A 22,858-nucleotide genomic window follows, 5' to 3' on the forward strand; every position below is an offset into this window, starting at 1 on the left:
CTCCGGCAGCGGCCCGGAGTGACCTGTTCGACCCGACCGGAAGGCCCCGCATGCGGATCCTCGTGTGGCACGTGCACGGCGGCTGGATGGACGCCTTCGTCCGCGGCCAGCACGAGTACCTCATCCCGACCACCCCGGCGCGCGACGCCTGGGGACTCGGCCGCGGCGGGCGCGCCTGGCCGGACTCCGCGATCGAGATCGACCCGGCCGAGGTCGCCGAGGCAGAGGTCGACGTGGTCGTCCTGCAGCGCACCGAGGAGCTCGAGGAAGCCCGCCGCCTGCTCGGTGGCCGCGACGTCCCGATCGTCTTCGTGGAGCACAACGCGCCCCGGGTCGACGTGCCGGACAGCCTGCACCCGATGCGCGACCGCGACGACCTGACGATCGCGCACGTGACGCACTGGAACGCCCTGATGTGGGACTGCGGCACCACCCGGACCACCGTCGTCGAGCACGGCGTCGTCGACCCCGGCCCGCTGTACACCGGATCGCTCGAACGGCTCGGCGTCGTCATCAACGAACCCGTCCGGCGCAACCGTGTCGTCGGCACCGACCTGCTCCCCCGCTTCGCCGAGGTCGCCCCGGTCGACGTCTGGGGCATCGGCACCGAACGGCTGCCGGAGCTCGGCTTCGGTGACCGTGTGGTCGCGCGGGGCGACGTCCAGGCCGACCCCATGCACGCGGCCCTGGCCGAACGGCGGGCCTACGTGCACCCGAACCGCTGGACCTCGCTCGGCCTGTCGCTCATCGAGTCGATGCACATGGCCATGCCGGTCCTGGTGCTGGCGACGACGGACGCAGCCCGCACGGTCCCTGGTGAGGCCGGGGCGATCGCGACCGACGTCGAGGAGCTGGTGCGGGCCTCCAGGCTCCTGCTGGAGGACCCGGACGAAGCGCGTCGACGGGGACTCGTGGCGCGGGAGGCCGTGCTCGCACGGCACGCGCTCGGTCGGTTCCTGGCCGACTGGGACGACCTGCTCGACGACGCCGTCGCGCGCGGTGCGCGACGGGACCGTGCGGCGGCAGCCGCGCTCGAAGGGAGCCTCGGATGAAGATCGCCATGGTGTCCGAGCACGCGAGTCCACTCGCCGTGCTCGGCGGGGTCGACGCCGGTGGACAGAACGTCCACGTCGCCGAACTGTCCGCTGCGTTGGCCGACCGCGGCCATCACGTGACCGTCTACACGCGGCGCGACGACGCGTCGCAGCCGGTCCGCGTGCCCCTGCGTCCCGGCGTGGACGTCGTGCACGTCGACGCCGGGCCCGCCCGAGCCGTCCCGAAGGACGAGCTGTTCCCGTTCATGGGGACGTTCGCGTCGGTGCTCGCCGCCGAGTGGTTCCTCGACCGTCCCGACGTGGTGCACGCGCACTTCTGGATGTCGGGCCACGCCGCGCTCGACGCGGTGACCCAGGTGCAGGCGCGGACCGGCGGCGTGCGGATCCCGGTGGTGCAGACCTTCCACGCCCTGGGCGTCGTGAAGCGCCGACACCAGGGCGCCGCGGACACCAGCCCGACCGAGCGCGAATGGGTCGAACCCGCCGTCGGGCGCAGCGTCGACCAGGTCGTCGCCACCTGCTCGGACGAGGCGTTCGAACTCAAGACCCTCGGCGTCCCGCTGCACCGCATCTCCGTCGTGCCGTGCGGGGTCGACGTGTCGCTCTTCCGTCCGGACGGCCCCGTCGAGGAGCGCGACCGTCCGCTCCGGGTGCTCACCGCGTCACGACTCGTGCAGCGGAAGGGCGTCGGGACGACGATCGCCGCACTCGCAGCGCTGGTCGAACAGGGCCGTGACGTCGAACTGGTCGTCGTCGGCGGGGCCGGTGTCGCCGGTGCCGACCTGGTGGACGACCCCGAGTACCAGCGCCTCGACGCGCTCGCCCGGTCACTCGGCGTGCGCGACCACGTCACGTTCCGCGGGCAGCTCGGGCAGCAGGACATGCCGCCCGTCTACCGGAGCGCCGACGTCGTCGTCTGCGCCCCCTGGTACGAGCCGTTCGGCATCGTGCCGCTCGAGGCGATGGCCTGCGGCCGCCCCGTGGTCGCGTCGAGCGTCGGTGGGCTCATCGACACCGTCGTCGAGGACGCCACCGGTCTGCACGTGCCGCCGCGCGACGAGCGCGCGGTCGCCGAGGCCGTCTGTGCCCTGCTCGACGACCCCGAGCGCCGTGAGGCGTACGGCCGCGCCGGACGGCAGCGGGCCGAGTCCCGCTACACGTGGCAGAAGGTCGCGGCCGACAGCGAGCGCGTCTACGAGCGGCTGCTCGCCGGCGCGACGTCGTCCGCCAGCACCGCCGTGCCCACCGCCGCCCGCTCGCGTACCACCCACGCCGGCCGGGTCACCCGTGCCGCGCAGCCGACGGAGAGGACCGCACGATGACCATCGACCAGCAGACCGGGGTCGAGGACCGCGCGGTCACCGACAGCGCACGCGTCGTCGTCGACCACGTCGCGGCGTCGGTCCCCGTGATCGCCTCCCTCGTCGACCACAAGGACCACATCGCCGCCTGGGCGGACGACATCGCCGGGCGGCTCGTTGCCGGTCGACGGTTGCTCGCCGCGGGCAACGGCGGCTCGGCTGCCGAGGCCCAGCACCTGACGTCCGAGCTCACCGGCCGGTTCGAGGGCGACCGGCCCGCGTACTCGGCCATCTCGCTGCACGCCGAGACCTCGGCCGTGACGGCGATCGGGAACGACTACGGCTACGACCAGGTCTTCGCACGCCAGGTGTCGGCGCACGCCCGGGCCGGTGACGTCCTCGTCCTGCTGTCGACGAGCGGCAAGAGCCCGAACCTGCTCCGCGCCGCCGAGGCCGCACGGGCCGTCGGCGCGCGGTCACTCGCACTGACCGGATCCGGGCCGAACCCGCTCGCCGACCTGGTCGACGACGCGATCTGCATCGAGGGGCCGTCCGCCAACGTGCAGGAGGCGCAGCTCGTCCTGGTGCACGCGCTGTGCAAGGCGATGGAGCCGGCGCTGCGTCGCGGGGGTCGTCGATGAGCGGGGCCGCTCCAGCCGTCGGCGGTCGGGGTGCCGGCGGTGCCGCTGGCCGTGCCGCCGCCCCGCGGTTCCGCATCGCCGTCGTCGGGGACACCCTGCTCGACGTCGACGTGTCCGGCACGAGTGAGCGGCTGAGCCCGGACGCGCCCGTGCCCGTCGTGGACGTCGCCACCGACGACCGCCGCGCCGGTGGCGCAGGACTCGTCGCGACGATGCTCGCCCGCGACGGCCACGACGTCACCCTGGTCACCGTCCTGAGCGACGACGGTCGTGCCCAGGAGATCCGCGACCTGCTGCCCGACGTCACGATCGTCGCCGGGCCGTCGGGTGTCCCCACCCCCGTGAAGACCCGCGTGCGCGTCGTCGACCATGCCCTCGTGCGCATCGACGAGGGCTGCGCGACCCCGCCCGTCCCCGGGGCCACCGAGACGATGACCGCCGCGCTCGACGGTGTCGACGCGATCGTCGTCGCCGACTACGGCCGCGGGGTCGCCGCCGCGCCGGCCCTCCGCGATGCGCTCACCCGTGCGGCCGAGCACCTGCCGGTGGTCTGGGACCCGCACCCCAAGGGCGCAGCCCCCGTCCCCGGCACCACCGTCGCCACCCCCAACGCGGCCGAGGCGCGACGCTTCACCGACGTCGAGGGACACGGTGTGCCCTTCGCGACCGTCGCCGCAGCCCGGCTCGTCGAACAGTGGCAGGCCGGTGCCGTCGCCGTGACGATGGGTGACCGCGGTGCGCTCCTCGCCGACGCCCAGGGCGACAGCCGCTTCGTGCCCGCGCCGTCCGTCAGCGCCGGGGACCCCTGCGGAGCCGGCGACCGGCTCGCCGCTGGCGTCGCCGTCGCACTGGCTTCGGGGGCGGACGTCCCCGACGCGGTCTCCGCCGGTGTGGTCGCCGCGTCCGAGTACCTGGCAGCCGGTGGCGTCACCGCGCTCTTCGCCGATGACGGCCCCGCGCCGCTCGCCGTGCCCGGGGCCGACCGGGACGCGATGCGCCTGGTGCACGACGTCCGGAGTGCCGGTGGCACCGTCGTCGCGACCGGAGGCTGCTTCGACCTGCTGCACGCCGGGCACGCCCGCACCCTGTCGGCCGCCCGTGCACTCGGCGACTGCCTGGTCGTGTGCCTCAACTCGGACTCGTCCGTCCGCGGTCTGAAGGGCCCCGACCGGCCGATCATGACCCAGGACGACCGGGTCGAGCTGCTCCTGGCGCTCGACTGCGTCGACGCCGTCGTCGTGTTCGACGAGTCGACCCCCGACGAGGCACTGCGCCGCTTCCGCCCGGACGTCTGGGCGAAGGGCGGCGACTACACCGCGAGCGAACTGCCCGAGACGGCGACCCTCGCCGAGTGGGGTGGCCGCGTCGTCACCGTGCCGTTCCACCCGGGCCGGTCGACCACCCGACTCGCCGCCGCGATCGAACGCGTCGGCTGAGCGTCCGCTCGCCGTCCCGCACCTGCTCGACCACTTCCCGCTCCACTACGCAAAGGACATCCATGCCCGTCCCCACCACCCCCATCGGCCGCGTCCTCGTCACCGGCGGCGCCTCCGGACTCGGCGCCGCCATCGTGGCCGCCGTCACCGAGGCCGGCGGCACCCCGATCGTCCTCGACCTGCGGATCGACGCGGTGCCCGAGGGCGTCGACGCCGTCGCCGTGGACGTCTCGGACACCGACGCCGTCGAGCAGGCGGTCCGTGACGCCGCCGAGCGCCACGGTGGCCTCGACGCCGTCGTCACCGCCGCGGGCATCGACACCCCCGCCCCGATCGACGCGATCTCGTCCGGCAAGTGGGAGCAGATCGTCGGCGTCAACCTGATCGGCACCGCCTCGACCGTTCGCGCCGCCCTGCCCGCGCTCGAGGCGACGCACGGCCGCGTGGTCACCATCTCCTCATCGCTCGCCCTGCGCGGCGTCGGCGACGGCACCGCGTACTCGGCGTCGAAGTTCGGCGTCCGCGGGTTCTCGCAGGCGCTGGCCGCCGAGACCGCCGGTCGCATCGGCGTGACCAACATCATCCCCGCCGGGATGCGCACGAACTTCTTCGCCGACCGCACCGAGCAGTACAAGCCCGGGCCGGACGCGCAGCTCATCGAGCCGGAGTACGTCGCGAACTCGATCGTCTTCGCGCTGTCGCAGCCGGCCGGCTGCGAGATCCGCGAGCTGTCGATCATGCCGGCGACGGAGCCGAGCTGGCCGTAGCCGCTCGCCGCTGACGGGCGGGAGGCGCGGTGCCGGCGGTCGCGTGCGCCGTGCACGGTGCGCGGTGCGTCGCCTGGTGCAGCGTTGACGGCTGGGTGCGCGCTTGCAGCGCCGCACGCAGCGGTGAACTGCGCACGGGGTGACGGCGTGCGCACGGTGCGGCCGGGAGGCGCGTTGCGGGCTGGCAGCGGGCCTCCCGTCCGGCGTCCGGTCGCGTTCCGTGCACGGTGCGCGGTGCGTCGCCTGGTGCAGCGTTGACGGCTGGGTGCGCGCTTGCAGCGCCGCACGCAGCGGGCAACCGCGCACGGGGCGACGGCGTGCGCACGGTGCGGCCGGGAGGCGCGTTGCGGGCTGGCAGCGGGCCTCCCGTCCGGCGTCCGGTCGCGTTCCGTGCACGGTGCACGGTGCACGGTGCGCGGTGCGTCGCCTGGTGCAGCGTTGACGGCTGGGTGCGCGCTTCCAGCGCCGCACGCAGCGGGCAACCGCGCACGGGGCGACGGCGTGCGCACGGGACCGAAGCTCGCACGGTGCGAGGCTCGTCAGGTCGTGCGGAGCAGGTCCTCCACGTCGGCGAGGACGGCCTCGGGCTCGACCTGGTCGACGTAGGACGGGTCGTGCTCGCAGCGCTCGGCGGTCCAGCCGACCTGCGTGACGTCGATGCCGCACACCGGGCACCGCGTCACGAAGGACAGGTGCACCCGGTGCCGACCGCGGTCGAAGGGTCCGGCGTTGATGACGTTGCCGAACCAGAACACCCCGACGGTCGGCGTGCCGACGGCCACGGCGAGGTGGCGCGGACCGGAGTCGTCGCCGACCATGACGTCGGCGGCGGCCAGGACGTCGGGGAGTTCCCGCAGCGGCAGTGACCCGGTGCGGTCGTGCAGACGCTCCCGCAGCTCGGGCGGCAGCGACGCGACGATGGCGGACGACGCCGGGACGTCGGTCTCGTCACCGACGAGCACGACGTGGTCGCCGGTCGACAGCCGGGCACGGGCGACCTCGGCGAACCGCGAGGGGCTCCAGCGGCGACGCGGGTCGGTGGCGCCGGGGTGGATCGCGACGAGTCGTGCCCCGCTCCCGACACCGAGGCGCTGCCGAACGTCGGCCCGTGCGGCTCCGGAAACGTGCAGTCGCGGGTCGAGGGTGACCGGCTCGGCGCCCGCGAGCGAGGCCACCTCGAGCGCCCGGACGACCTCGTGCTGGTAGTACACGTAGCGGACCCAGCGCTCCAGCACCCGTGCGTCCTCGGTGGCGGTGCCCACGGTGTGACGGGCACCGAGCCGGAGCAGGAACGGGTTCGAGTTCCGACCGCCGCCGTGCAGCTGCACCGCGAGGTCGAAGCGCCCGTGCATTCGGTCGAAGAAGTCCTGCTCGGTCGGCGCTCCGCGGCCCGAGTCCCGGACACCGGGCACGACGGGGAGCTCCTCGAAGGCGTGGACCGCGTCGGTGCGTCCCTCGAGCACCGGGCGCGCCGACGGTGCCCCGAGCAGCGTGATCCGGGCCCCGGGGTAGGCGGCGGCGAGGGCCTCGACCGCCGGCAGGGCGAACATCAGGTCGCCCAGTCCCCCGCCGCGGAGCACCGCGATCTCGCCGACACCGTCGAACCGTTCTCCGCCCACACCGATCTGTTGCACGGCTCCACGTCTACCGGTCGGACCCGGTCGGACGTCCAGCAGCGACCCCGGATGGACGAGAAGCGCGATGCCGTGACCGCACACAGCGGAGCCCGAGCACCGTGTGAGGCCCCGCCCGCTCCGGAAGGACCCCATGACGATCGCACCCCCCGCCGCCGACGACCTCGTGGTGACCGACCCCGTCAACGGGTCGATCGCGTCCACCGTGCGCCGCTCGACCGAGGACGACGTCCGCAACGCCGTCGCTCGCGCCCGAGCCGCTGCCGGCGCGTGGGCCCGGACGGCACCGGCCGAGCGTGGCGCCCTGCTGCACGCTGCGGCCGAGCACCTCCGTGCCCACGCGCAGGAGCTGGCGGACCTGAACACCCGCGAGACCGGCAAGGTGCCCGGCGACGCGATCGGCGGGGTCGAGGCCGGCATCGGGACGCTCGTGCAGTACGCCGAGCTCGGGCCGGTGCACCGCGGCGAAGCGCTGCGCGGGCAGTTCGGTGCTGCCGACTGGTCGGTGCCGCACCCGCGCGGCGTGGTGCTCGCGCTGACGCCGTGGAACGACCCGGTCGCCGTGGCGTGCGGGATGCTCGGTGCGGCGATCGTGACCGGCAACACCGTCGTGCACAAGGGCAGCGAGCGGTGCCCGGCGACCTTCGCCCGCCTGAACGCCCTGTTCACCGAGGTCCTGCCGGACGGCGTGCTCATCGGTGTCGACGGCGACGCGACCACCGGCGAGCTGCTCCTGGCGCAGGAGGGCATCGACGTCTACGCGCACGTCGGCTCGACCGCGACCGGTGACCGCCTGAGCGAGGTCGCTGCGAGCACCCGAGCCCACGTCATCCGCGAGAACGGCGGCAACGACCCGGTGATCGTCGACGCCGACGTCGACCCGGAGTGGGCCGCCGCACAGGTGGCCCTCGGCGCCTTCGCGAACACCGGCCAGATCTGCACCAGCGTCGAGCGGGTGTACGTGCACCAGGACGTCGCCGAGCCCTTCGTCGCAGCGCTCGTCGCCGAGGCGGAGCGCCGCACCGCAGCACCCGCCGCCGAGTTCGGGCCACTCGTGGACGACCGGCTGCGCGAGCTCGTCCAGACCCACGTGGACGACGCGATCGCCCGCGGTGCCTCCGCACGAACGGGCGGTGTCACGCCCGGCGGGCTCGGCTCGTTCTACCCGGCGACCGTCCTGACCGGCTGCACGGACGACATGCTCGTGCTGACCGAGGAGACCTTCGGCCCGATCGCCCCGGTGCGCGTCGTGTCGGACTTCGCGGAGGGGCTCCGGCTCGCCGCGACCGACCGCTACGGGCTCGCCGCCACCGTCCTGACGAACGACATCGCGCACGCGCTCCGTGCCGCGGCCGAGCTGCCCGTCGGCACCGTCAAGGTGAACGCGGTGTTCGGTGGTGCTCCGGGCGGCAGCGCCCAGCCGCGCGGTGCCTCGGGTGCCGGGTTCGGCTACGGCCCGCACCTGCTCGACGAGATGACGACCACGACGGTCGTGCACCTGGAGGCAGCCCCGCCGCGGCGCACCGTCGAGCCGTCGACCGCAGCAGCCGGCAGCACCGCAGCAGCCGGCAGCACCGCAGCCACCAGCAGCACCACCGCCGACACCGGCGCCGCCGCAGGTGCCACCGGCCCCGCAGCCGCTGCCGGCGCCACCGCCGGCAGCGCCGACACCGTGGGAGGCACCCGATGACCGCCGACGTCCGCCTGGTGCGCGACCTCGTCGCCACCGTCGACGACCGCGAACCCCTGGTCGTCGTCATCGGCGACTGCATCCTGGACCGCTGGACCGTCGGCGAGGCCGAGCGGGTCTCGCGCGAGGCCCCGGCCCCCGTCGTCCGCGTGACCGAGACCATCGCGGTGCCCGGTGGTGCTGCGAACACCGCCGTGAACGCCCGCGCCCTCGGCGCCCGGGTCCGCATGGTCGGGCTCATCGGCGACGACGAGGCCGGCGACGTCCTGCGCCAGCGGCTCGAGGCAGCAGGCGTCGACACGTCGTTCCTGGTCGAGATCCCCGGCGCCCGCACCACGACGAAGTCGCGCGTCGTCGGCGGTGACCGCGTCGTGGTCCGGGTCGACGAACTGGCTGCGACCCCGACCGCCGAACACGGCGAACGCCTCGCCCGCTCGGTCGCCCGAGCCGTCCGGTGCGCCGACGCCGCCGTGGTCTGCGACTACGGTCTGGGCGTCCGCGCCGAGGACGTCGTGCCGATGCTCGACCGCGACCGCCCCGGTGCCGTCGTGGTGGACGCGCACGACCTGACACGGTGGGCCGCACTGCACCCGGACCTCGTCACACCGAACGCCGGCGAGACGGCCGCGCTGCTCGGCACGGACCTCGGCACCGGTGCCGACCGGGTCGGCACCGTCGTCGCCGCGCGCGCCGACGTGCTCGCCCGCAGCGGTGCGCGCGCCGCCGTGGTGACGCTCGACCGTGACGGTACCGTGCTGCTCGAGCCCGGCTCCGACCAGGGCTTCCGCACGCGTGCGACGCCCGCCTCGGAGCAGCAGGCCTCCGGCGCCGGAGACACCTTCTGCGCCGCCGCGACGGTCGCCCTCGCCGTGCAGGCGCCCCTGCGCGACGCCGTGGCGGTCGCGCAGGCCGCCGCCGACGTCGTCGTCCGCGAGGCCGGCACATCGGTCTGCACCGCCGCCGCCCTGCTGGACTCGGTGACCGCACCGGCGGCGACCGTGGTGGACCACGACGAACTCGCCACCGCGGTCGAGGCTGCACGGCAGGCCGGGCGTCGGGTGGTCTTCACGAACGGTTGCTTCGACGTCGTGCACCGCGGCCACACCACCTACCTGCGGCAGGCCCGGGATCTGGGCGACCTGCTCGTCGTCGCGCTGAACGACGACGACTCGGTGCGCCGCTTGAAGGGCCCGGAGCGGCCGATCAACCCGGCCGAGGACCGCGCCGGCGTGCTCGCCGCACTCGCCTGCGTCGACCTGGTCACGGTGTTCGCGACGGACACCCCGATCCCGCTCATCGAACGGCTGCGCCCCGAGGTCTACGTCAAGGGTGGCGACTACTCCCCCGAGATGCTGTCCGAGACCGAGGTCGTCCGCGGCTACGGCGGCGAGGTCGTCATGGTCGACTACGTTCCCGAGCACTCCACCAGCGCCGTGGTGCGCCGGATCCGCGAAGCCGCCGCGCGGCCCGAACCGGACCCCGCACCGTGACCGCCCGCTGGTCCGGGTCCTGGGCGAAGGCCCCCGATCCAGCGGACACGAGCACGGTCGACGTCGACGTGCTCATCCCGACCGTCGGCCGGCCGGCCGAGCTCGCCACGACGCTCGCCGGCCTCGCCGCCCAGACCGACGTGGACATGCGCGTCGTGCTGAGCGACCAGTCCGCGGACGGGGACGCCGCCAGCGCGCCGGCGGTCGCCGCGATGCTCCGCGTCCTGGAGGCCCAGGGCCGGCCCGTCACGCTCCTCACCCACCCGGAACGGCGTGGCCTGGCCGAGCACCGGCAGTTCCTGCTCGACCACGCCGAGGCAGCCGCGGTGCTGTTCCTCGACGACGACGTCTGGCTCGAACCGGGCTCGGTCGCGCGGATGCTCGACGCGCTGCGGACCCTGGGTTGCGGGTTCGTCGGCAGCGCCGTGCAGGGGCTGTCGTACCTGCAGGACCGTCGCCCGCACGAGACCGCCGTGTTCGAGCGGTGGGACGGCCCCGTGGTGCCCGAGGTGGTGCGCCGAGGGACCCCGGGGTTCGACCGGTGGTCGCTCCACAACGCCGCGAACCCGACGCACGTCGCCGCCGACCTCGACCTGCACCCCGGCGAGTGGGTGCCCTACCGGGTCGCCTGGGTCGGCGCGTGCGCCCTGTACGACCGCCGTGCACTCGCGGAGGTCGGCGGCTTCCGGTTCTGGGACGCCCTGCCGCCCGAGCACGCCGGCGAGGACGTCGTCGCCCAGTGGCGGGTGATGGAGCGGTTCGGCGGCGCCGGCATCCTGCCCTCCGGCGCGGTGCACCTGGAGGCACCGACCACCGTCGTCGACCGTCGGGTGGACGCGCCCGACGTGCTGTTCGACCACGGTGGAGTCATACCGCGGTAGGGGGTGGTCGAGACCGCAGCGGGATGGCAGCGGCGCCGCGGCTCCGTAGCGTCGTCCTCGTCGACGAACGCCGTCGGCGGGAGGGAACACCCCGTGTTCGACCAGATCACCCCGCTCGTCGTCGAGTTGGCCGCGAGTCCGCTCGTCTACGTCATCCTGTTCGCCCTGTGCCTGCTCGACGGCTTCTTCCCGCCGGTGCCGAGCGAGTCCGCCCTGGTCGCGGTCGCCGCGATCGCCGCGACGTCGGGGCAGCCCGTGCTCGCGGTGGTGCTCGTCGCCGCCGCCCTCGGTGCGATCGCGGGGGACTCGATCGCGTACTGGATCGGCCGCCGGATCGGGTTCGCCCGGTTGGCCCGGTCGAAGCGACCACGGATCGCGGCGGCGTTCGCCTTCGCGGAACGGCAGATGCAGCGCCGGTCCGCCAGCCTCATCCTGACCGGTCGTTTCATCCCCGTCGGCCGGGTCGCGGTCAACATGACGGCCGGTGCCACCGGCCTGCCCTACCGCCGGTTCCTCGCGATCAGCGCGATCGCGGGGCTCGCGTGGTCGGCGGTGTCGATCGGGATCGCGCTGGCCGCATCGAGCGTGCTGCACGAACCCATCGTCGCGGCCCTGGTGTCGATGGTGGTCGCCGCCGGGCTCGGGGTCGTCGTCGACCGGGTGCTCGGGAGCATCAGCCGCAGGCGCGACGCACGTGCCGCAGCCCGAGCAGCAGCCCCGAGCACCCCGAGCACCCCGACGGCGACGAAGCCTGCCACGATGGCTTCGACGAAGGCCGTCACGAAGGCCGTGCAGTCGTCGTCCCCCTCCCCCGCACCTCGCCTCGCCCGAACCGGAGAGATCGCCCGCCCGTGACCGTCGTCCCCGATCCACCCCGGCCCGACCGACCGACCCGGGGCACCCTGGCGCTCCGGATCGGGTTCGTGCTCGTCGCGGTCTCCCTGTTCGCCGTCGCGGCCCCGGTCACCGCCGTGCACGACGGCGTCCCGGTGCCGCTCGCCCTGCTCGTCACCGCCGTGCTGTCGGCGAGCATCGGCCTCGCGCCCCTCTTCCCCCGGACCGCGTCGGTCGTGCACCTCGCCGCCCTCGCCGGCCTCGGGGTCCTGACGGCGGACGGGTCCGTCGGACCCTGGCCGATCTCGGTGACGAGCATCATCGGACTCAGCCTGTTGCTCGTGGTGCTGGGCGTCCGCACCACCTGGCGGCTGACCGCCGTGGTCTGGGTCGCGGCGACGCTGCTCCCCCTGGTGCTCATCGGTGTGACGCTCGGCCGGTGGGGTCAGGTCGACGTCTGGGCGACGAGCTTCGTGGTGAGCGCCGGCGACACCCTCGTCCTGGCCGCCGCGGCGGTCGTCATCGGACAGCGCCGGTCCGTGCGCGAGGAACTCGCAGCGGCCCGCCGTGACACCGAGCTCGAGCAGGCGCGACGCCGGACGGTCGAGGAGCGCTCCCGGATCGCCCGTGAACTGCACGACGTCGTCGCACACAGCATGTCCGTCGTGCACATGCAGGCCGAGTCCGCCCCGTACCGCGTGGCCGACCTGCCGCCCGCGGCCCGAGCGGAGTTCGCGGCGATCGCCGAGACGTCGCGCACGGCCCTGCGGGAGATGCGGCAGCTGCTCGGCACCCTGCGCGGCGACGCGGACGCCGAGCGTGCGCCGCAGCCGCGGCTCGCCGACCTGCCGGCACTGGTGCAGGCCACCCGCGCGGCCGGCATCCCCGTCGAGCTCCTGCTCGGCGACGACCTCAGCCTCGCCGACGACGACGACATCGACCACGTCGGGCGGCTCGCGCAGCTCACCGTGTACCGGGTCGTGCAGGAGGCGCTCGGCAACGTGGCCCGCCACGCGCCCGGTGCGACCACCGTCGTGACGGTCGACAGGCACGGGTCGGCCCTCACGGTCGAGGTCGCCAACACCGCACCCCCGGCCGGCAGCGTGGCCGGTGCGCCGCCGGACGACGGCGGCTTCGGTCTGGCGGGCATGCGTGAGCGGGTCGCCGCGCTGGGCGGCACCATCGACCACGGACCGGACCCGGACGGCGGCTTCCGTGTCGCGGTCAGCCTGCCCACCCAGCCCACCGCGACCACGTCGCAGCCGACGGCCGAAGGAGGATCGCGATGACGCGGGTGATGGTGGTGGACGACCAGCAGATGTTCCGTGTCGGACTGCGGGCGATCCTCCAGGCCCAGGACGACGTCGACGTCGTCGGCGAGGCCGCGAACGGCGCCGAAGCGGTCGCGATGGTGACCGTGCTGCGGCCCGACGTGATCCTGATGGACGTGCGGATGCCGGAACTCGACGGGATCGAGGCGACCCGCCGGATCACGGCGGTGCCCACGGAGTCGCCGGTCCGCGTGGTGATGCTCACGACGTTCGACATCGACGACTACGTGTTCGACGCGCTCCGTGCCGGGGCGAGCGGGTTCCTGCTCAAGGACGCCAGCGCCGAGGAGCTCGTGCAGGCCGTCCGGACCGTGGCGGCCGGCGACTCCCTGCTCGCTCCGCGGGTGACCCGGCACCTGGTGGAGGCGTTCGTCGCCGGTCCGCAGCCGGCGGCACCCCGGACCGAGGTGCTCGACGTGCTGACCGACCGTGAGCGGGACGTGTTCCTGCTGATGGCGCGGGGGCGGTCGAACGGCGAGATCGCGGCGGAGCTGTTCATCGCCGAGCAGACCGTGAAGACCCACGTCGGTCGGGTCCTGGCGAAGCTGCAGCTGCGGGACCGGGTGCACGCCGTCGTGCTGGCCTACGAGAGCGGGTTGGTCACGCCGTCGGCGTGATGTGCGGGCGCGGGACGCGACCGCAGACGGACGGGAGGCCCGGTGCCAGCTGGCACCGGGCCTCCCGTCAGCGCTGTGGTCGCGACTCAGGCGGCGAGGTGCGCCTGCAGGAACCAGCGGTCCTTGGTCAGTGCGCGCTCGATCTCGATCGCGACGTCCTGGCTGTTGAGGTCGACCTCGTCGAGGCCGTCGACGGCACGGCGGACCTGCAGCAGCGCTGCGTCGATCTGGGCGATCACCTCGGTGACGGTGACGTCGGAGTTCTGGAAGCCCTGCGACAGCGGCGGCAGGGTGGTGTTCGCTGCGACGGTCGCGATGCGCGAGTCGACCGGCAGGCCGAGGGCGACGATGCGCTCCGCAGCCTTGTCCGCGTAGTCCTGCGCGTGCTCGACGATCTCGTCGAGGAGCTCGTGCACGCCGACGAAGTTGCGGCCACGGACGTGCCAGTGCGCCTGCTTGCCGTTGACGACGAGTGCCTCGAGGTCGATGACGACGGGGGCGAGGAACTGGGCGACCCCGGCAGCGAGCTCCGGCGTGGTCGAGAACGGGGACGTGGTGCTCGTGGTGGTCGTGCTCTGCGTGGTCATGGGACAACCATGCCCCCGTCTTTTGCACACCGCAAGGAAGAGCAGGCTGCCCTTACCCGCCGTACTCGACCTGGACCTGCTGGCCGGCGTCGGTGAGTTCGAGCTGCACCATGGACCGTGCGCGCTCGATCCACGGGCTGTCGGCGCACCCGATCCAGACCGAGGTGCGGGGCTCGCAGTCCGTCACGCACCACTCGGCGGCCCACCCGGTCAGGGCGTGTGCCAGCGCTTCACCGTGGTCGGCGAAGACCAGCGGGGCGACGGCCGAGCTGCGGGCGCTCCGGACCAGCCACGTCACGGTGACGCGCGGCGGGGCCTGCAGCACGCGGATCTGCTCGGCGAGGGCGACCTCGACGAAGACCTGTCCGTACGCGTTCTCGGGGAGTTCCGCGAGCTGGCGGTGGATCTCGACCAGGTCTTCGGCACCGCCCGCGATGAGGATGCGTTCGCTGGGCTGTCGCCGGGTCCGTGCCATGTGCCCACGGTAAGGGAAGCCTTACCTCATCACAAGGGGGAACGGCCGGTTCCGGCGATGTCCACAGCGGGCACACCGAGTTCGTGGGACAGGAACCGCCACATCCACGACAGGGCGACCGTGTTGGTGAGGCCAGGCACACCCTGGGCGATCTGCGTCGCGACGCCGTCGCTGTACGCGGCGAGCTGCAGCGCGACGGTGTCGGCGTCGACCGGGTCGGCGCTGCCCGTGCTGTCGCGCGCGCCCCCGAACACGCCGGCGTCCACCCCGCGCCGGATGACCCGCACCAGGCAGGCCTCCCAGACGCGGATCCGTTCGGCGTACTCGGCGGCGACCTCGGGCCGACGCACCACCGCGGTCCAGTAGTCGGACCAGATCCGCCAGTGCTGCCGGACCTGCTCGGTGTCGCCGAACAGCGGCGCCACGAGCATCCGGAGTCCCACCAGCACGTCGGGTTCGGCGTCGACGGCCGTGACGATCGCGCCGTAGAAGCGCTCCGTCTCGAGCACCACGACCTCGTTGAGGATCTCCGCCACACTGCCGAAGTGGTACGTCACGGTGCCGACCGAGACCCCTGCCTCGGCCGCGATGTCCCGGAGTCCCGTGGCACCGACGCCGTTCCGGACGATCACCGCGCGGGCGGCCTCGACGATCATCGCGCGTCGGACCTCTGGCCGCTGCCGGACCCGTGCTGCCGCGGTCACGCCGAGGTCCTCGGCACGTCGTCGACGAAGGTGCGCTCGGTGACGAGCACCTCGGGTTCGTCGGGTCCGCCGTCGCGGGCCCAGGCGCGCACGGTGTTGACGACGTGGAAGGCGTCGGCGTCGGCGGTGACCTCGGACGTGGTCTCGAGGCGCGCGGCCCACGCGGGCTTCGTCAGCCCGATCGCCCAGCGGGAACTCGCCCGTGCGCTGGTCGGGTCGTCGGAGCGGATCCGGTAGGTCTCACGGGCGTCCTCGGTGAACACCAGGCCGTCCGGGTAGACCCGCCCGCCGCCGTACCCGGGGTCGACGTCGAGCGTCCACTCCCCCGTCTCCACGTCGTGCGTCACCGTGCGCTGCGGCAGCGGATCGGCGGGGGCGACGCGCTCGATCACCAGGGGCTCGGACCGTTCGGGCTCGGCGAAGGCCACGCCGTCGTCGGTCGTCCGGGTCCAGGTGGGCAGGGTGACGCTCGAGGCGGCCGGGTCGATCGTCACCGTGGCCTCGACGCCGTGCGGCCACACCCACGGCCAGTAGGACGACGAGACGGCGATGCGCAGCCGGTGTCCGGCGGCGAACCGGTGGCCGGTCGAGACCAGGCGCACGGGCAGCTCGGCCGGCGTCCCGGGCACGAGCACGTCGTCGCGGTCCATGCCGTCGCGTTTCGCGGCGTTCAGCACCCCGCGGGTGACGAGCGTCGACGAGCCGTCCGGGGCGACGTCGCAGAGCCGGACGGTCAGGGTGGCCCGGGGCTGGTCGCTCGTGACCGACAACCGCACGAGCACGTTGCCGAGCAGGTCGAACGCCTTGCCGACGGGCAGGTCGAACGTGACCGACCGGCCGTCCTCGGCGCGCTGGTCCGGCGGCAGGTCGGTCGCGTTGCCGAACGGGAAGAACCGGCCTGCGTCCATCCCGGTGTGCTGCGGGGACCGCACGACGACGGGCCCGAGGTCTCCGCCCCGGAGTGCGGCGAGGGGCAGGACACGTTCGTGGGTCGCGGCGGAGGGCCATGCCTCGGCACCGATCCAGCGACCGCGGCGACCGGCGTAGTACGGCGCGGGGGCCTCGCCCTCGTTGATCCAGGCCCGCAGCGCGGGGTCGTCCTCGACACCGGTGTCCACCCCGAGCAGCCAGCGGTCCCACCAGCGCAGGGTCTCCTGCAGGAACCCGATCGACGGACCGGGCGCCAGCCCACGGTCCGGGTACTGGTGCGACCACGGGCCGACGATGCCCTTCACGGGGGCGCTGACGTGGTCGACGAGCCGGAGCACGGCGTCCCGGTAGGGGTCCGCCCAGCCACCGACGGCGAGCACCGCGGCGCGGATGCCGTCGTAGTCCTCGGCGGCGCTGCCGTGCCGCCAGTAGTCGTCGCGCTCCTGGTGCGCGAGCCACACCGGCGTCATCGGTCGGTTCGCCTCGAGCCGTTCCCGCCAGCGGTCGACCCAGCCGGAGCCGACGACCTCGGGGCGGGGCGGCCGGGAGTTGAAGGCGAACATCGTCGCACCCCAGGCCGCCATGTCGATGCCGAGCACGGCGCCGCCGACGTAGTGCACGTCGTTGTCGTACCGGTCGTCGGTCGAGCAGACGGTCACGATGGCCTTGAGCGCGGCGGGTGCCCGAGCCGCGAGCTGCAGCGCGTTGAAGCCGCCCCACGAGATGCCGAACATGCCGACCGCACCGGTCGACCACGGTTGCTCGGCGAGCCACGCGATCACGGACTCGCCGTCGAGCAGCTCCTGCTCGCTGTACTCGTCGTCGAAGAACCCGTCGGACGAGCCGGTCCCGCGGATGTCCACGCGGACCGAGGCGTACCCGTGCTGGGCGTACCAGGGGTGCCGCTCCGAGTCGCGCGGCGCGGTCCAGTCGTCGAGCCGGTACGGCAGGTACTCGAGCAGCACCGGGGTCGGGTCGCTCGGCGCCCCGGGCTGCGACTGCGCCGGGGCCCAGATCCGAGCGTGCAGCCGCACGCCGTCGGGCATCGGGATCCACTCGTCGCGGACCGTCACGCCCGCGGGCAGCGAGCCGGGGTCGCCGATCGCGGTGAAGGTGGCGGCGGCGGTGCCGTTGTGGGTGCCGTCGTCGGTGGTCATGCGTCCTCCCAGTTGCGGGTGCGGTGTCCGTCGCCGTGGTCGGTCCAGCCGTCGGCGTGCCGCCAGCGCGGTACCCCGTCACCGACGTCGGGCAGGGTCGTGCTGCCGGGTTCGAGCGTCGCCGCGAGCAGCGTCGACGTGTACGGGTGGTTCGGGCCGGTGAACACGCGTTCGGTCGGTCCGATCTCGACGATCCGCCCGCCGGTCATCACCGCGACCCGGTCGGCCACGCCCCGCACCACGGCGAGGTCGTGGCTGATGAACAGGCAGGCGAGGCCCCGCTCGCGCTGCAGGTCGGCCAGCAGCGCGAGGATCCCCGCCTGCACCTGCACGTCGAGCGCTGTGGTGATCTCGTCGGCGATCACGAGCGACGGCTCCGCTGCCAGTGCGCGCGCGATCCCGACGCGCTGCCGCTGCCCGCCGGACAGCTGCGCGGGCAGTCGGTCGGCGAACTCCGGTCCGAGCCCGACCTGCGTCAGGAGCGTCCCGACCCGCTCTCGAGAGGACGAGCCGCTGAACAACCGGAGTGGCCGTGCGATCGCGGCGCCCACGGTGCGCCGCGGGTTGAGCGACGTGTCCGCGTTCTGGAACACGAGCTGCACCGCGCGCCGCAGGTCGGCCGCACGACCGGCGATCGGCTCGCGCAGGTCGCCGCTCGTCGTGCCGTCGTCGTACGTGAACGTCCCCGACTCGGCCGGCACCAGGCCGGCCAGCGCCGTCGCCAGCGTCGACTTGCCGCTGCCGGACTCGCCGACGACGGCGAGCGTCTCGTGCGCGGCGATCGTGAACGAGACGCCGTCGACGGCGGCCGGCAGGCCGCGGCCGTAGCGGATCACCAGGTCGTCCGCGGTCACCACGGGGCGGGCTGCACGCTCGGGAGGCGCGGTGCGGGTCGCCGTGGAGCCGACCGTCCCGGGGACGGTCGCGTCGTCGGGCACGTGGCCCGTCCCTCCCGGCCGTCGCCCGTCCGGCACCGCGGCCAGCAGGGCGCGCGTGTACTCGTGCTGCGGCGCGGCGAAGAGCGCCGCCGTGGCGGCGAGCTCGACGACCTCGCCGTCGCGCATCACGGCGATCTCGTCCGCCATGGCGGACACGACCCCGAGGTCGTGGCTGACGAGCAGGACGGCCATGCCGAGCTGCTCGCCGAGGTCGGCGACCAGGTCGAGGACCGCAGCCTGCGTGACGACGTCGAGGGCGGTGGTCGGTTCGTCGAGGACGAGCACGCGCGGCCGGGCGGCGACGGCCATCGCGATGGCGATGCGCTGCTGCTGTCCACCGGACAGCTGGTGCGGGTACCGGCGGACGATCGCGTCGGGGTCCGGCAGCCGGACCAGCCGGACCAGCTCGGCGACGCGCTCCGGGCCGTCGGGCTCGCCGTGCGCGCGGAGGGCCTCGCGGATCTGCTCCCCGACGCGCATCGACGGGGTGAGCGCCTGGCCGGCGTTCTGGGCGACGACCGAGGCGGTGCCGCCGCGGAGTTCCCGGCGACCGGACGGCGACATGGCGAAGACGTCGGCGCCGTCGACCCGGACCGTCCCGCCGTCGATCGCCGACCCGGCCCGCAGGTGCGCGAGCAGCGTCCGCGCGACGGTGGACTTGCCGCTGCCGGACTCGCCGACCAGGCCCAGGGTGCGACCGGCCTCGATCGCGAACGAGACACCCCGGACGACGGGGACGCGTCGCTTGCCGGCGGCGTACGAGATGGACAGGTCGTCCACGCGGACGATCGCGTCGGGCACGGTCGCTGTCGCTGCGGACGTCGAACCGGTGTCGGTGCGGGTCATGCGCTGACTCCCTGCTTGGCGCGGTCGACACCGAGCGACTTGCTCAGGCCGTCGGCCGCGAGGTTCAGTCCGATCACCAGCGTGGCGAGTGCCACGATCGGGGCGAGGGTGCCGAGCGGCACCACGGTGAGCGCGGTGCGGTTCTCCTGCACCATCAGGCCCCAGTCCGGGGTCGGGGGGTTCGCGCCGAAGCCCAGGAAGGACAGCGACGCGACGAGCAGCACGATCCACGAGGCCCGCATCGCGTACTCGACGAGCACGACGTCGAGCACGTTCGGCAGGATCTCGCGGAACACGATCGACAGCGATCGCTCGCCCCGGGCACGGGCCGCGGTGACGTAGTCCTGGGTGATCACGGTGCGGGCGGCGCCGCGGACGACCCGGGTCACCGCGGGGGCGTAGACGACGGTGACGGCGAGGACGATGACCCACAGACCGGCGTCGAACACCGTGACGACGACCAGGAGCGCCAGGATCGACGGCACGCTGAGCAGGGCGTCGACGACGCGCATGACGACCTCGTCGAACCAGTTGTCGGCGTACGCCGTGACGCAGCCGAGCACGGTGCCGACCGCGACGGCGATCGTGGTGGCGAGGAACGTCACCGACAGCGCGTACCGGCCGCCGTTCAGGGTGCGGGAGAGCACGTCGCGCCCGTACTGGTCGGTGCCGAGCCAGTGCGTCCACGTCGGACCGGCGAGCACGTCGCCGGCGTTCGTGGCGACCGGGTCGTGTCCGGCGATGACCGGTGCGAGCAGGGCGAGGACGACGTGCAGGGCGATGAGGCCGAGCCCGATGCTCAGCGCCGTCGACCCGCGCAGGGGTGCGAGCGCGCCGGCGAGGACGTCGCGTCCGGTGCGGCGGCGGGGTGCGGTGGCGGTCATGCGGCGGCCTTCCTGGTGCTGCGGGCGCTGCGGGTGCGCGTGCGCGGGCGCCGCTGGCGGGTCCGCAGCTTCGGGTCGAGTGCGAGCGCGACGAGGTCGGCGGCCAGGTTGCACACGACGTAGATCAGGGCGCTCAGCAGGGCGATCGCCTCGATCGTGGGCAGGTCGCGGTTGAACACCGACTCGAGCATGAGCTTGCCCATGCCCGGGTAGTTGAAGACGTTCTCGACCACCACGACACCGCCGAGCAGCCACGCGACGTTGAGCGCGACGACGTTGAGCGTCGGCAGCAGGGCGCTCGGCACCGCGTGCTTCCAGACCACTCGGCGCATGGTCAGGCCCTTGAGCTCGGCCGTCGTGACGAACTCCGACGCCATCACGTCGATGGTCGACGAGCGGGCCGTCCGCACGATGTAGGCGGCCATCGCGAGGGTCAGCACGATGATCGGCAGCCAGATCGTGGGCAGCAGCTCGGCGACGGTGGCGTCGCTCCCCCGCAGCACGACGGCGGGGAAGACCGGCAGGCCGATCGCGAACAGCAGCACCAGGACGGTGGCGACCATGAACTCCGGCACGCTCATCACGACCAGGCTGACGATCGAGATGACCTTGTCGCTCGGACGGCCGCGGCGGACACCGGCGACGACACCGAGCGTCAGGGACACCGTGACGCCGACGAGCATCGCGGGCACGGCGATGAGCATGCTGTTCCGGAACGCCGTGAACAGGGTCGGGGCGACCGGTTCGCCGCTGACGAGCGAGGTGCCGAAGTCGCCGTGCACGGCGCCGCCGAGCCACTGCAGGTAGCGGAGCCAGACGTTCTGGTCGAGGCCGAGCGTCTCGCGGAGTTGCTTGACGGCGTCGGGGGTGGCGTTCTGCCCGAGCAGCTGCTGGGCGACGTCACCGGGGAGCGCCTGCACCGCCAGGAACACGAAGAGCGAGGCGAGCACCACGGTCAGCAGGGCGATCCCGACGCGGCGGAGGACGGGGACGAGGACGTCCGACGGTGTGTTCGTGGTCGTCATCGGCGCAGTCCGATCCGCAGGTAGTCGAACTCGAAGCCGTACTCCGAGTAGTTCACGACGTCGCGGGACAACCCCACGAGCCGGTCGCCGAACATCGGCGTCATGTCCGCTCCCTGCTCGACGACGAGCCGCTGGGCGTCCTGGTACAGGGTGAGCCGCTTGGCGTCGTCCATCTCGGCTCGGGCGTCGTCGAGCAGCCCGTCGAAGGTCTCGTTCGACCACGCGCTCTCGTTGTACGACGAGCCCGAGCGGAAGATCTGGTTGAGCAGCTGGTCGATCGGCCGCCCCGTGAACCAGTAGCTCACCATGAGCGGCTTCTGCATCCAGATCTGCGTGTAGTACGAGTCGGAGCTCGCGTTGCGGACGGTCAGGCGGATGCCCGCGTCGGCGACGGCGTCCCGGTAGGCCACGGCCATCGGGGTGAACACCGACTCGTAGCTCGACGTGTAGATCTCGGCGCGGAAGTCCGCACGCCCGGCCTGCTTGAGCAACGCCCGGGCCTTGTCCGGGTCGTACTCGCGGTGGTCGTCGACGAACGCGGCGAGCTGCGGCGGCACGGGGTTGTCCCAGCCCGCCGAACCGGTCCCCTGCAGCGCCGTGTCGACGATCTTCCGGGGGTCGTAGGCGAGCTTCATCGCCTGGCGCACCCGTGGGTCGCTGAACTCGTCGCTCGTGGCGAGCATCGGGATCGTGTACCACTGGGCGTTCTTCGACCGGGCGACGGTGGCCCGGCCGGACGCCGACACCACCCGGGCGGTCGCGAAGTCCAGGTTCGTCTGCGAGATGAGGTCGATCTGCCCGGCGAGCAGGGCGTTCACCCGCGCCGTGGTGTCCTGGATCGAGTAGAAGTCGATGCCGTCGAGTGCCGGGCGGCCGGCGAAGTGGTCCGGGAACGCCTCGACGCTGCCCGCGCCGGCCGGGGTGAAGGACGACAGCCGGAACGGCCCCGTCCCGATCCCGGTGCGACCGATGTCGGCGACGGCGTCTGCCGGCACGATGTAGCACTGGTACGCGGTGAGCAGCGAGGGGAACTCGGCGTTCGGCTTCGTCAGCGAGAAGCGGAGCGTGTACGGGTCGACGGCGCGCATCGAGTCGGCGTCCATGACCTCGCCGAGCACGCCGGCCTGCGGGCTGCCGGTCTTCTCGTCGAGGATGTGCCGGATGCTCGCGATGGCGTCGTCGGCGGTGAAGCGGGAGCCGTCGTGGAAGGTCACGCCACGGCGGAGCGCGAAGGTCCACTCGGTGCCGTCGGCGTTCGCGGACCACTCCTCGGCCAGGTCCGGCACCGGTGTGCCCTGCTGGTCGAGCTTGACGAGCCGGTTGTACAGCGCACCGAGGTACTCGTAGGCCGACAGCGAGCTGGCGGAGTCGAGGGTCTCGGCGGCCGAGGCCGCCGGCCGGGCGATGCGCAGGCGCCCGCCGCGGCGTGCGACACCGGTGGCTGCGGTCTCGGGGATCGTGGGGGTGCCGGCGGACGCGCCGGAGCTGCACCCGGCGAGCGTGAGCAGGCCGAGGCCGGCCAGACCGGCGGCGCCGGCGATGAGCGCCCGACGGCTCGGACCGTGGGCGCCTCGGGGTTCGGGGACGATGGGCTGCATTCGGGGTGACCCCTCCTGTAATCGTTCCGGTGAACGA

The 22,858-nt window shown here is 73.6% G+C and carries 20 protein-coding genes; 11 read left to right on the forward strand and 9 right to left on the reverse strand.

The genetic code is table 11. The features are described 5' to 3' along the window. Window positions 1-50: 50 nt before the first annotated feature. From BIU95_RS05055 to BIU95_RS05075, 5 genes are all read left to right on the forward strand, one after another. Window positions 51-1,052: a glycosyltransferase gene (locus BIU95_RS05055; protein ID WP_071250741.1), complete on the forward strand. Its 1,002-nt coding sequence runs from the start codon at window positions 51-53 to the stop codon at window positions 1,050-1,052. Further along, window positions 1,049-2,377 (forward strand): glycosyltransferase, encoded by a 1,329-nt coding sequence (locus tag BIU95_RS05060; protein ID WP_017887381.1) that lies wholly within the window; start codon window positions 1,049-1,051, stop codon window positions 2,375-2,377. Before BIU95_RS05055 ends, BIU95_RS05060 begins: the two co-directional genes overlap by 4 nt. Further along, window positions 2,374-2,997, forward strand: a complete 624-nt coding sequence (locus BIU95_RS05065) for an SIS domain-containing protein (protein WP_017887382.1) — start codon at window positions 2,374-2,376, stop codon at window positions 2,995-2,997. The genes BIU95_RS05060 and BIU95_RS05065 overlap by 4 nt, the downstream gene beginning before the upstream one ends. After that, entirely contained in the window at window positions 2,994-4,433 is a 1,440-nt protein-coding gene (locus BIU95_RS05070) for a PfkB family carbohydrate kinase (RefSeq protein WP_236559501.1), read from the forward strand. Before BIU95_RS05065 ends, BIU95_RS05070 begins: the two co-directional genes overlap by 4 nt. 62 nt (window positions 4,434-4,495) lie before the next feature. Continuing rightward, entirely contained in the window at window positions 4,496-5,200 is a 705-nt protein-coding gene (locus tag BIU95_RS05075; protein ID WP_071250743.1) for an SDR family oxidoreductase, read from the forward strand. Window positions 5,201-5,739: 539 nt separating this feature from the next. Here the strand turns inward: BIU95_RS05075 and BIU95_RS05080 are convergent. After that, window positions 5,740-6,834 (reverse strand): glycosyltransferase family 9 protein, encoded by a 1,095-nt coding sequence (locus BIU95_RS05080; RefSeq protein WP_071250747.1) that lies wholly within the window; start codon window positions 6,832-6,834, stop codon window positions 5,740-5,742. A gap of 133 nt (window positions 6,835-6,967) precedes the next feature. Here BIU95_RS05080 and BIU95_RS05085 point away from each other — a divergent pair, with 133 nt between their 5' ends. The 6 genes from BIU95_RS05085 to BIU95_RS05110 all read left to right on the forward strand — a co-directional run bounded on the left by BIU95_RS05085 (window position 6,968) and on the right by BIU95_RS05110 (window position 13,677). Beyond that, window positions 6,968-8,524 carry an aldehyde dehydrogenase gene (locus BIU95_RS05085; RefSeq protein ID WP_071250749.1) on the forward strand — a complete coding sequence of 519 codons (1,557 nt, stop codon included), beginning with the start codon at window positions 6,968-6,970 and terminating at the stop codon, window positions 8,522-8,524. Continuing rightward, window positions 8,521-10,014, forward strand: coding sequence for a D-glycero-beta-D-manno-heptose 1-phosphate adenylyltransferase (gene rfaE2, locus BIU95_RS05090; protein ID WP_017887387.1), 1,494 nt, complete (start codon window positions 8,521-8,523; stop codon window positions 10,012-10,014). Before BIU95_RS05085 ends, rfaE2 begins: the two co-directional genes overlap by 4 nt. After that, complete coding sequence (locus BIU95_RS05095; protein ID WP_071250751.1) at window positions 10,011-10,895, forward strand: glycosyltransferase family 2 protein; 885 nt, start codon at window positions 10,011-10,013, stop codon at window positions 10,893-10,895. The genes rfaE2 and BIU95_RS05095 overlap by 4 nt, the downstream gene beginning before the upstream one ends. Window positions 10,896-10,988: 93 nt before the next feature. Continuing rightward, window positions 10,989-11,750, forward strand: a complete 762-nt coding sequence (locus BIU95_RS05100; protein ID WP_071250753.1) for a DedA family protein — start codon at window positions 10,989-10,991, stop codon at window positions 11,748-11,750. Next, window positions 11,747-13,018: a sensor histidine kinase gene (locus BIU95_RS05105; protein WP_071250754.1), complete on the forward strand. Its 1,272-nt coding sequence runs from the start codon at window positions 11,747-11,749 to the stop codon at window positions 13,016-13,018. The genes BIU95_RS05100 and BIU95_RS05105 overlap by 4 nt, the downstream gene beginning before the upstream one ends. Beyond that, the gene (locus BIU95_RS05110; protein ID WP_071250755.1) at window positions 13,015-13,677 is read left to right on the forward strand and encodes a response regulator transcription factor; all 663 of its coding nucleotides are present in this window, start codon (window positions 13,015-13,017) and stop codon (window positions 13,675-13,677) included. The genes BIU95_RS05105 and BIU95_RS05110 overlap by 4 nt, the downstream gene beginning before the upstream one ends. 86 nt (window positions 13,678-13,763) lie before the next feature. On the opposite strand, the gene BIU95_RS05115 is transcribed toward BIU95_RS05110, so the two are convergent. From BIU95_RS05115 to BIU95_RS05150, 8 genes are read right to left on the reverse strand one after another with little or no spacing between them, the layout of a single operon-like run. Then, a complete protein-coding gene (locus tag BIU95_RS05115) occupies window positions 13,764-14,264 on the reverse strand; it encodes a Dps family protein (RefSeq protein ID WP_056068605.1) in 501 nt (166 codons plus the stop codon). 52 nt (window positions 14,265-14,316) lie between these two features. Further along, window positions 14,317-14,739, reverse strand: a complete 423-nt coding sequence (locus tag BIU95_RS05120; protein ID WP_071250757.1) for an SIP domain-containing protein — start codon at window positions 14,737-14,739, stop codon at window positions 14,317-14,319. A gap of 29 nt (window positions 14,740-14,768) precedes the next feature. Further along, a complete protein-coding gene (locus BIU95_RS05125) occupies window positions 14,769-15,443 on the reverse strand; it encodes a TetR/AcrR family transcriptional regulator (RefSeq protein ID WP_071250759.1) in 675 nt (224 codons plus the stop codon). Continuing rightward, on the reverse strand, window positions 15,440-17,530 hold the full coding sequence (locus BIU95_RS05130; RefSeq protein ID WP_071250760.1) for a CocE/NonD family hydrolase: 2,091 nt from the start codon (window positions 17,528-17,530) through the stop codon (window positions 15,440-15,442). Before BIU95_RS05130 ends, BIU95_RS05125 begins: the two co-directional genes overlap by 4 nt. Next, window positions 17,527-19,314, reverse strand: a complete 1,788-nt coding sequence (locus tag BIU95_RS05135; RefSeq protein ID WP_071250761.1) for an ABC transporter ATP-binding protein — start codon at window positions 19,312-19,314, stop codon at window positions 17,527-17,529. Before BIU95_RS05135 ends, BIU95_RS05130 begins: the two co-directional genes overlap by 4 nt. Continuing rightward, window positions 19,311-20,198, reverse strand: a complete 888-nt coding sequence (locus BIU95_RS05140) for an ABC transporter permease (RefSeq protein WP_017887397.1) — start codon at window positions 20,196-20,198, stop codon at window positions 19,311-19,313. Before BIU95_RS05140 ends, BIU95_RS05135 begins: the two co-directional genes overlap by 4 nt. Beyond that, on the reverse strand, window positions 20,195-21,223 hold the full coding sequence (locus BIU95_RS05145) for an ABC transporter permease (protein WP_017887398.1): 1,029 nt from the start codon (window positions 21,221-21,223) through the stop codon (window positions 20,195-20,197). Before BIU95_RS05145 ends, BIU95_RS05140 begins: the two co-directional genes overlap by 4 nt. Further along, on the reverse strand, window positions 21,220-22,821 hold the full coding sequence (locus BIU95_RS05150) for an ABC transporter substrate-binding protein (protein ID WP_071250763.1): 1,602 nt from the start codon (window positions 22,819-22,821) through the stop codon (window positions 21,220-21,222). Before BIU95_RS05150 ends, BIU95_RS05145 begins: the two co-directional genes overlap by 4 nt. Window positions 22,822-22,858: the final 37 nt, after the last annotated feature.

It is taken from the genome of Curtobacterium sp. MCBA15_007 (assembly GCF_001864905.1).
GTDB lineage: Bacteria > Actinomycetota > Actinomycetes > Actinomycetales > Microbacteriaceae > Curtobacterium > Curtobacterium poinsettiae.

Coding starts and splice junctions, on each gene's coding strand:
- BIU95_RS05070 (WP_236559501.1), top strand. CDS start 2,994: ATGAGCGGGGCCGCTCCAGCCGTCGGCGGTCGGGGTGCCGGCGGTGCC.
- BIU95_RS05145 (WP_017887398.1), bottom strand. CDS start 21,223: ATGACGACCACGAACACACCGTCGGACGTCCTCGTCCCCGTCCTCCGC.
- BIU95_RS05150 (WP_071250763.1), bottom strand. CDS start 22,821: ATGCAGCCCATCGTCCCCGAACCCCGAGGCGCCCACGGTCCGAGCCGT.
- BIU95_RS05075 (WP_071250743.1), top strand. CDS start 4,496: ATGCCCGTCCCCACCACCCCCATCGGCCGCGTCCTCGTCACCGGCGGC.
- BIU95_RS05135 (WP_071250761.1), bottom strand. CDS start 19,314: ATGACCCGCACCGACACCGGTTCGACGTCCGCAGCGACAGCGACCGTG.
- BIU95_RS05055 (WP_071250741.1), top strand. CDS start 51: ATGCGGATCCTCGTGTGGCACGTGCACGGCGGCTGGATGGACGCCTTC.
- BIU95_RS05130 (WP_071250760.1), bottom strand. CDS start 17,530: ATGACCACCGACGACGGCACCCACAACGGCACCGCCGCCGCCACCTTC.
- BIU95_RS05085 (WP_071250749.1), top strand. CDS start 6,968: ATGACGATCGCACCCCCCGCCGCCGACGACCTCGTGGTGACCGACCCC.
- BIU95_RS05115 (WP_056068605.1), bottom strand. CDS start 14,264: ATGACCACGCAGAGCACGACCACCACGAGCACCACGTCCCCGTTCTCG.
- BIU95_RS05060 (WP_017887381.1), top strand. CDS start 1,049: ATGAAGATCGCCATGGTGTCCGAGCACGCGAGTCCACTCGCCGTGCTC.
- BIU95_RS05065 (WP_017887382.1), top strand. CDS start 2,374: ATGACCATCGACCAGCAGACCGGGGTCGAGGACCGCGCGGTCACCGAC.
- BIU95_RS05120 (WP_071250757.1), bottom strand. CDS start 14,739: ATGGCACGGACCCGGCGACAGCCCAGCGAACGCATCCTCATCGCGGGC.
- BIU95_RS05140 (WP_017887397.1), bottom strand. CDS start 20,198: ATGACCGCCACCGCACCCCGCCGCCGCACCGGACGCGACGTCCTCGCC.
- BIU95_RS05110 (WP_071250755.1), top strand. CDS start 13,015: ATGACGCGGGTGATGGTGGTGGACGACCAGCAGATGTTCCGTGTCGGA.
- rfaE2 (WP_017887387.1), top strand. CDS start 8,521: ATGACCGCCGACGTCCGCCTGGTGCGCGACCTCGTCGCCACCGTCGAC.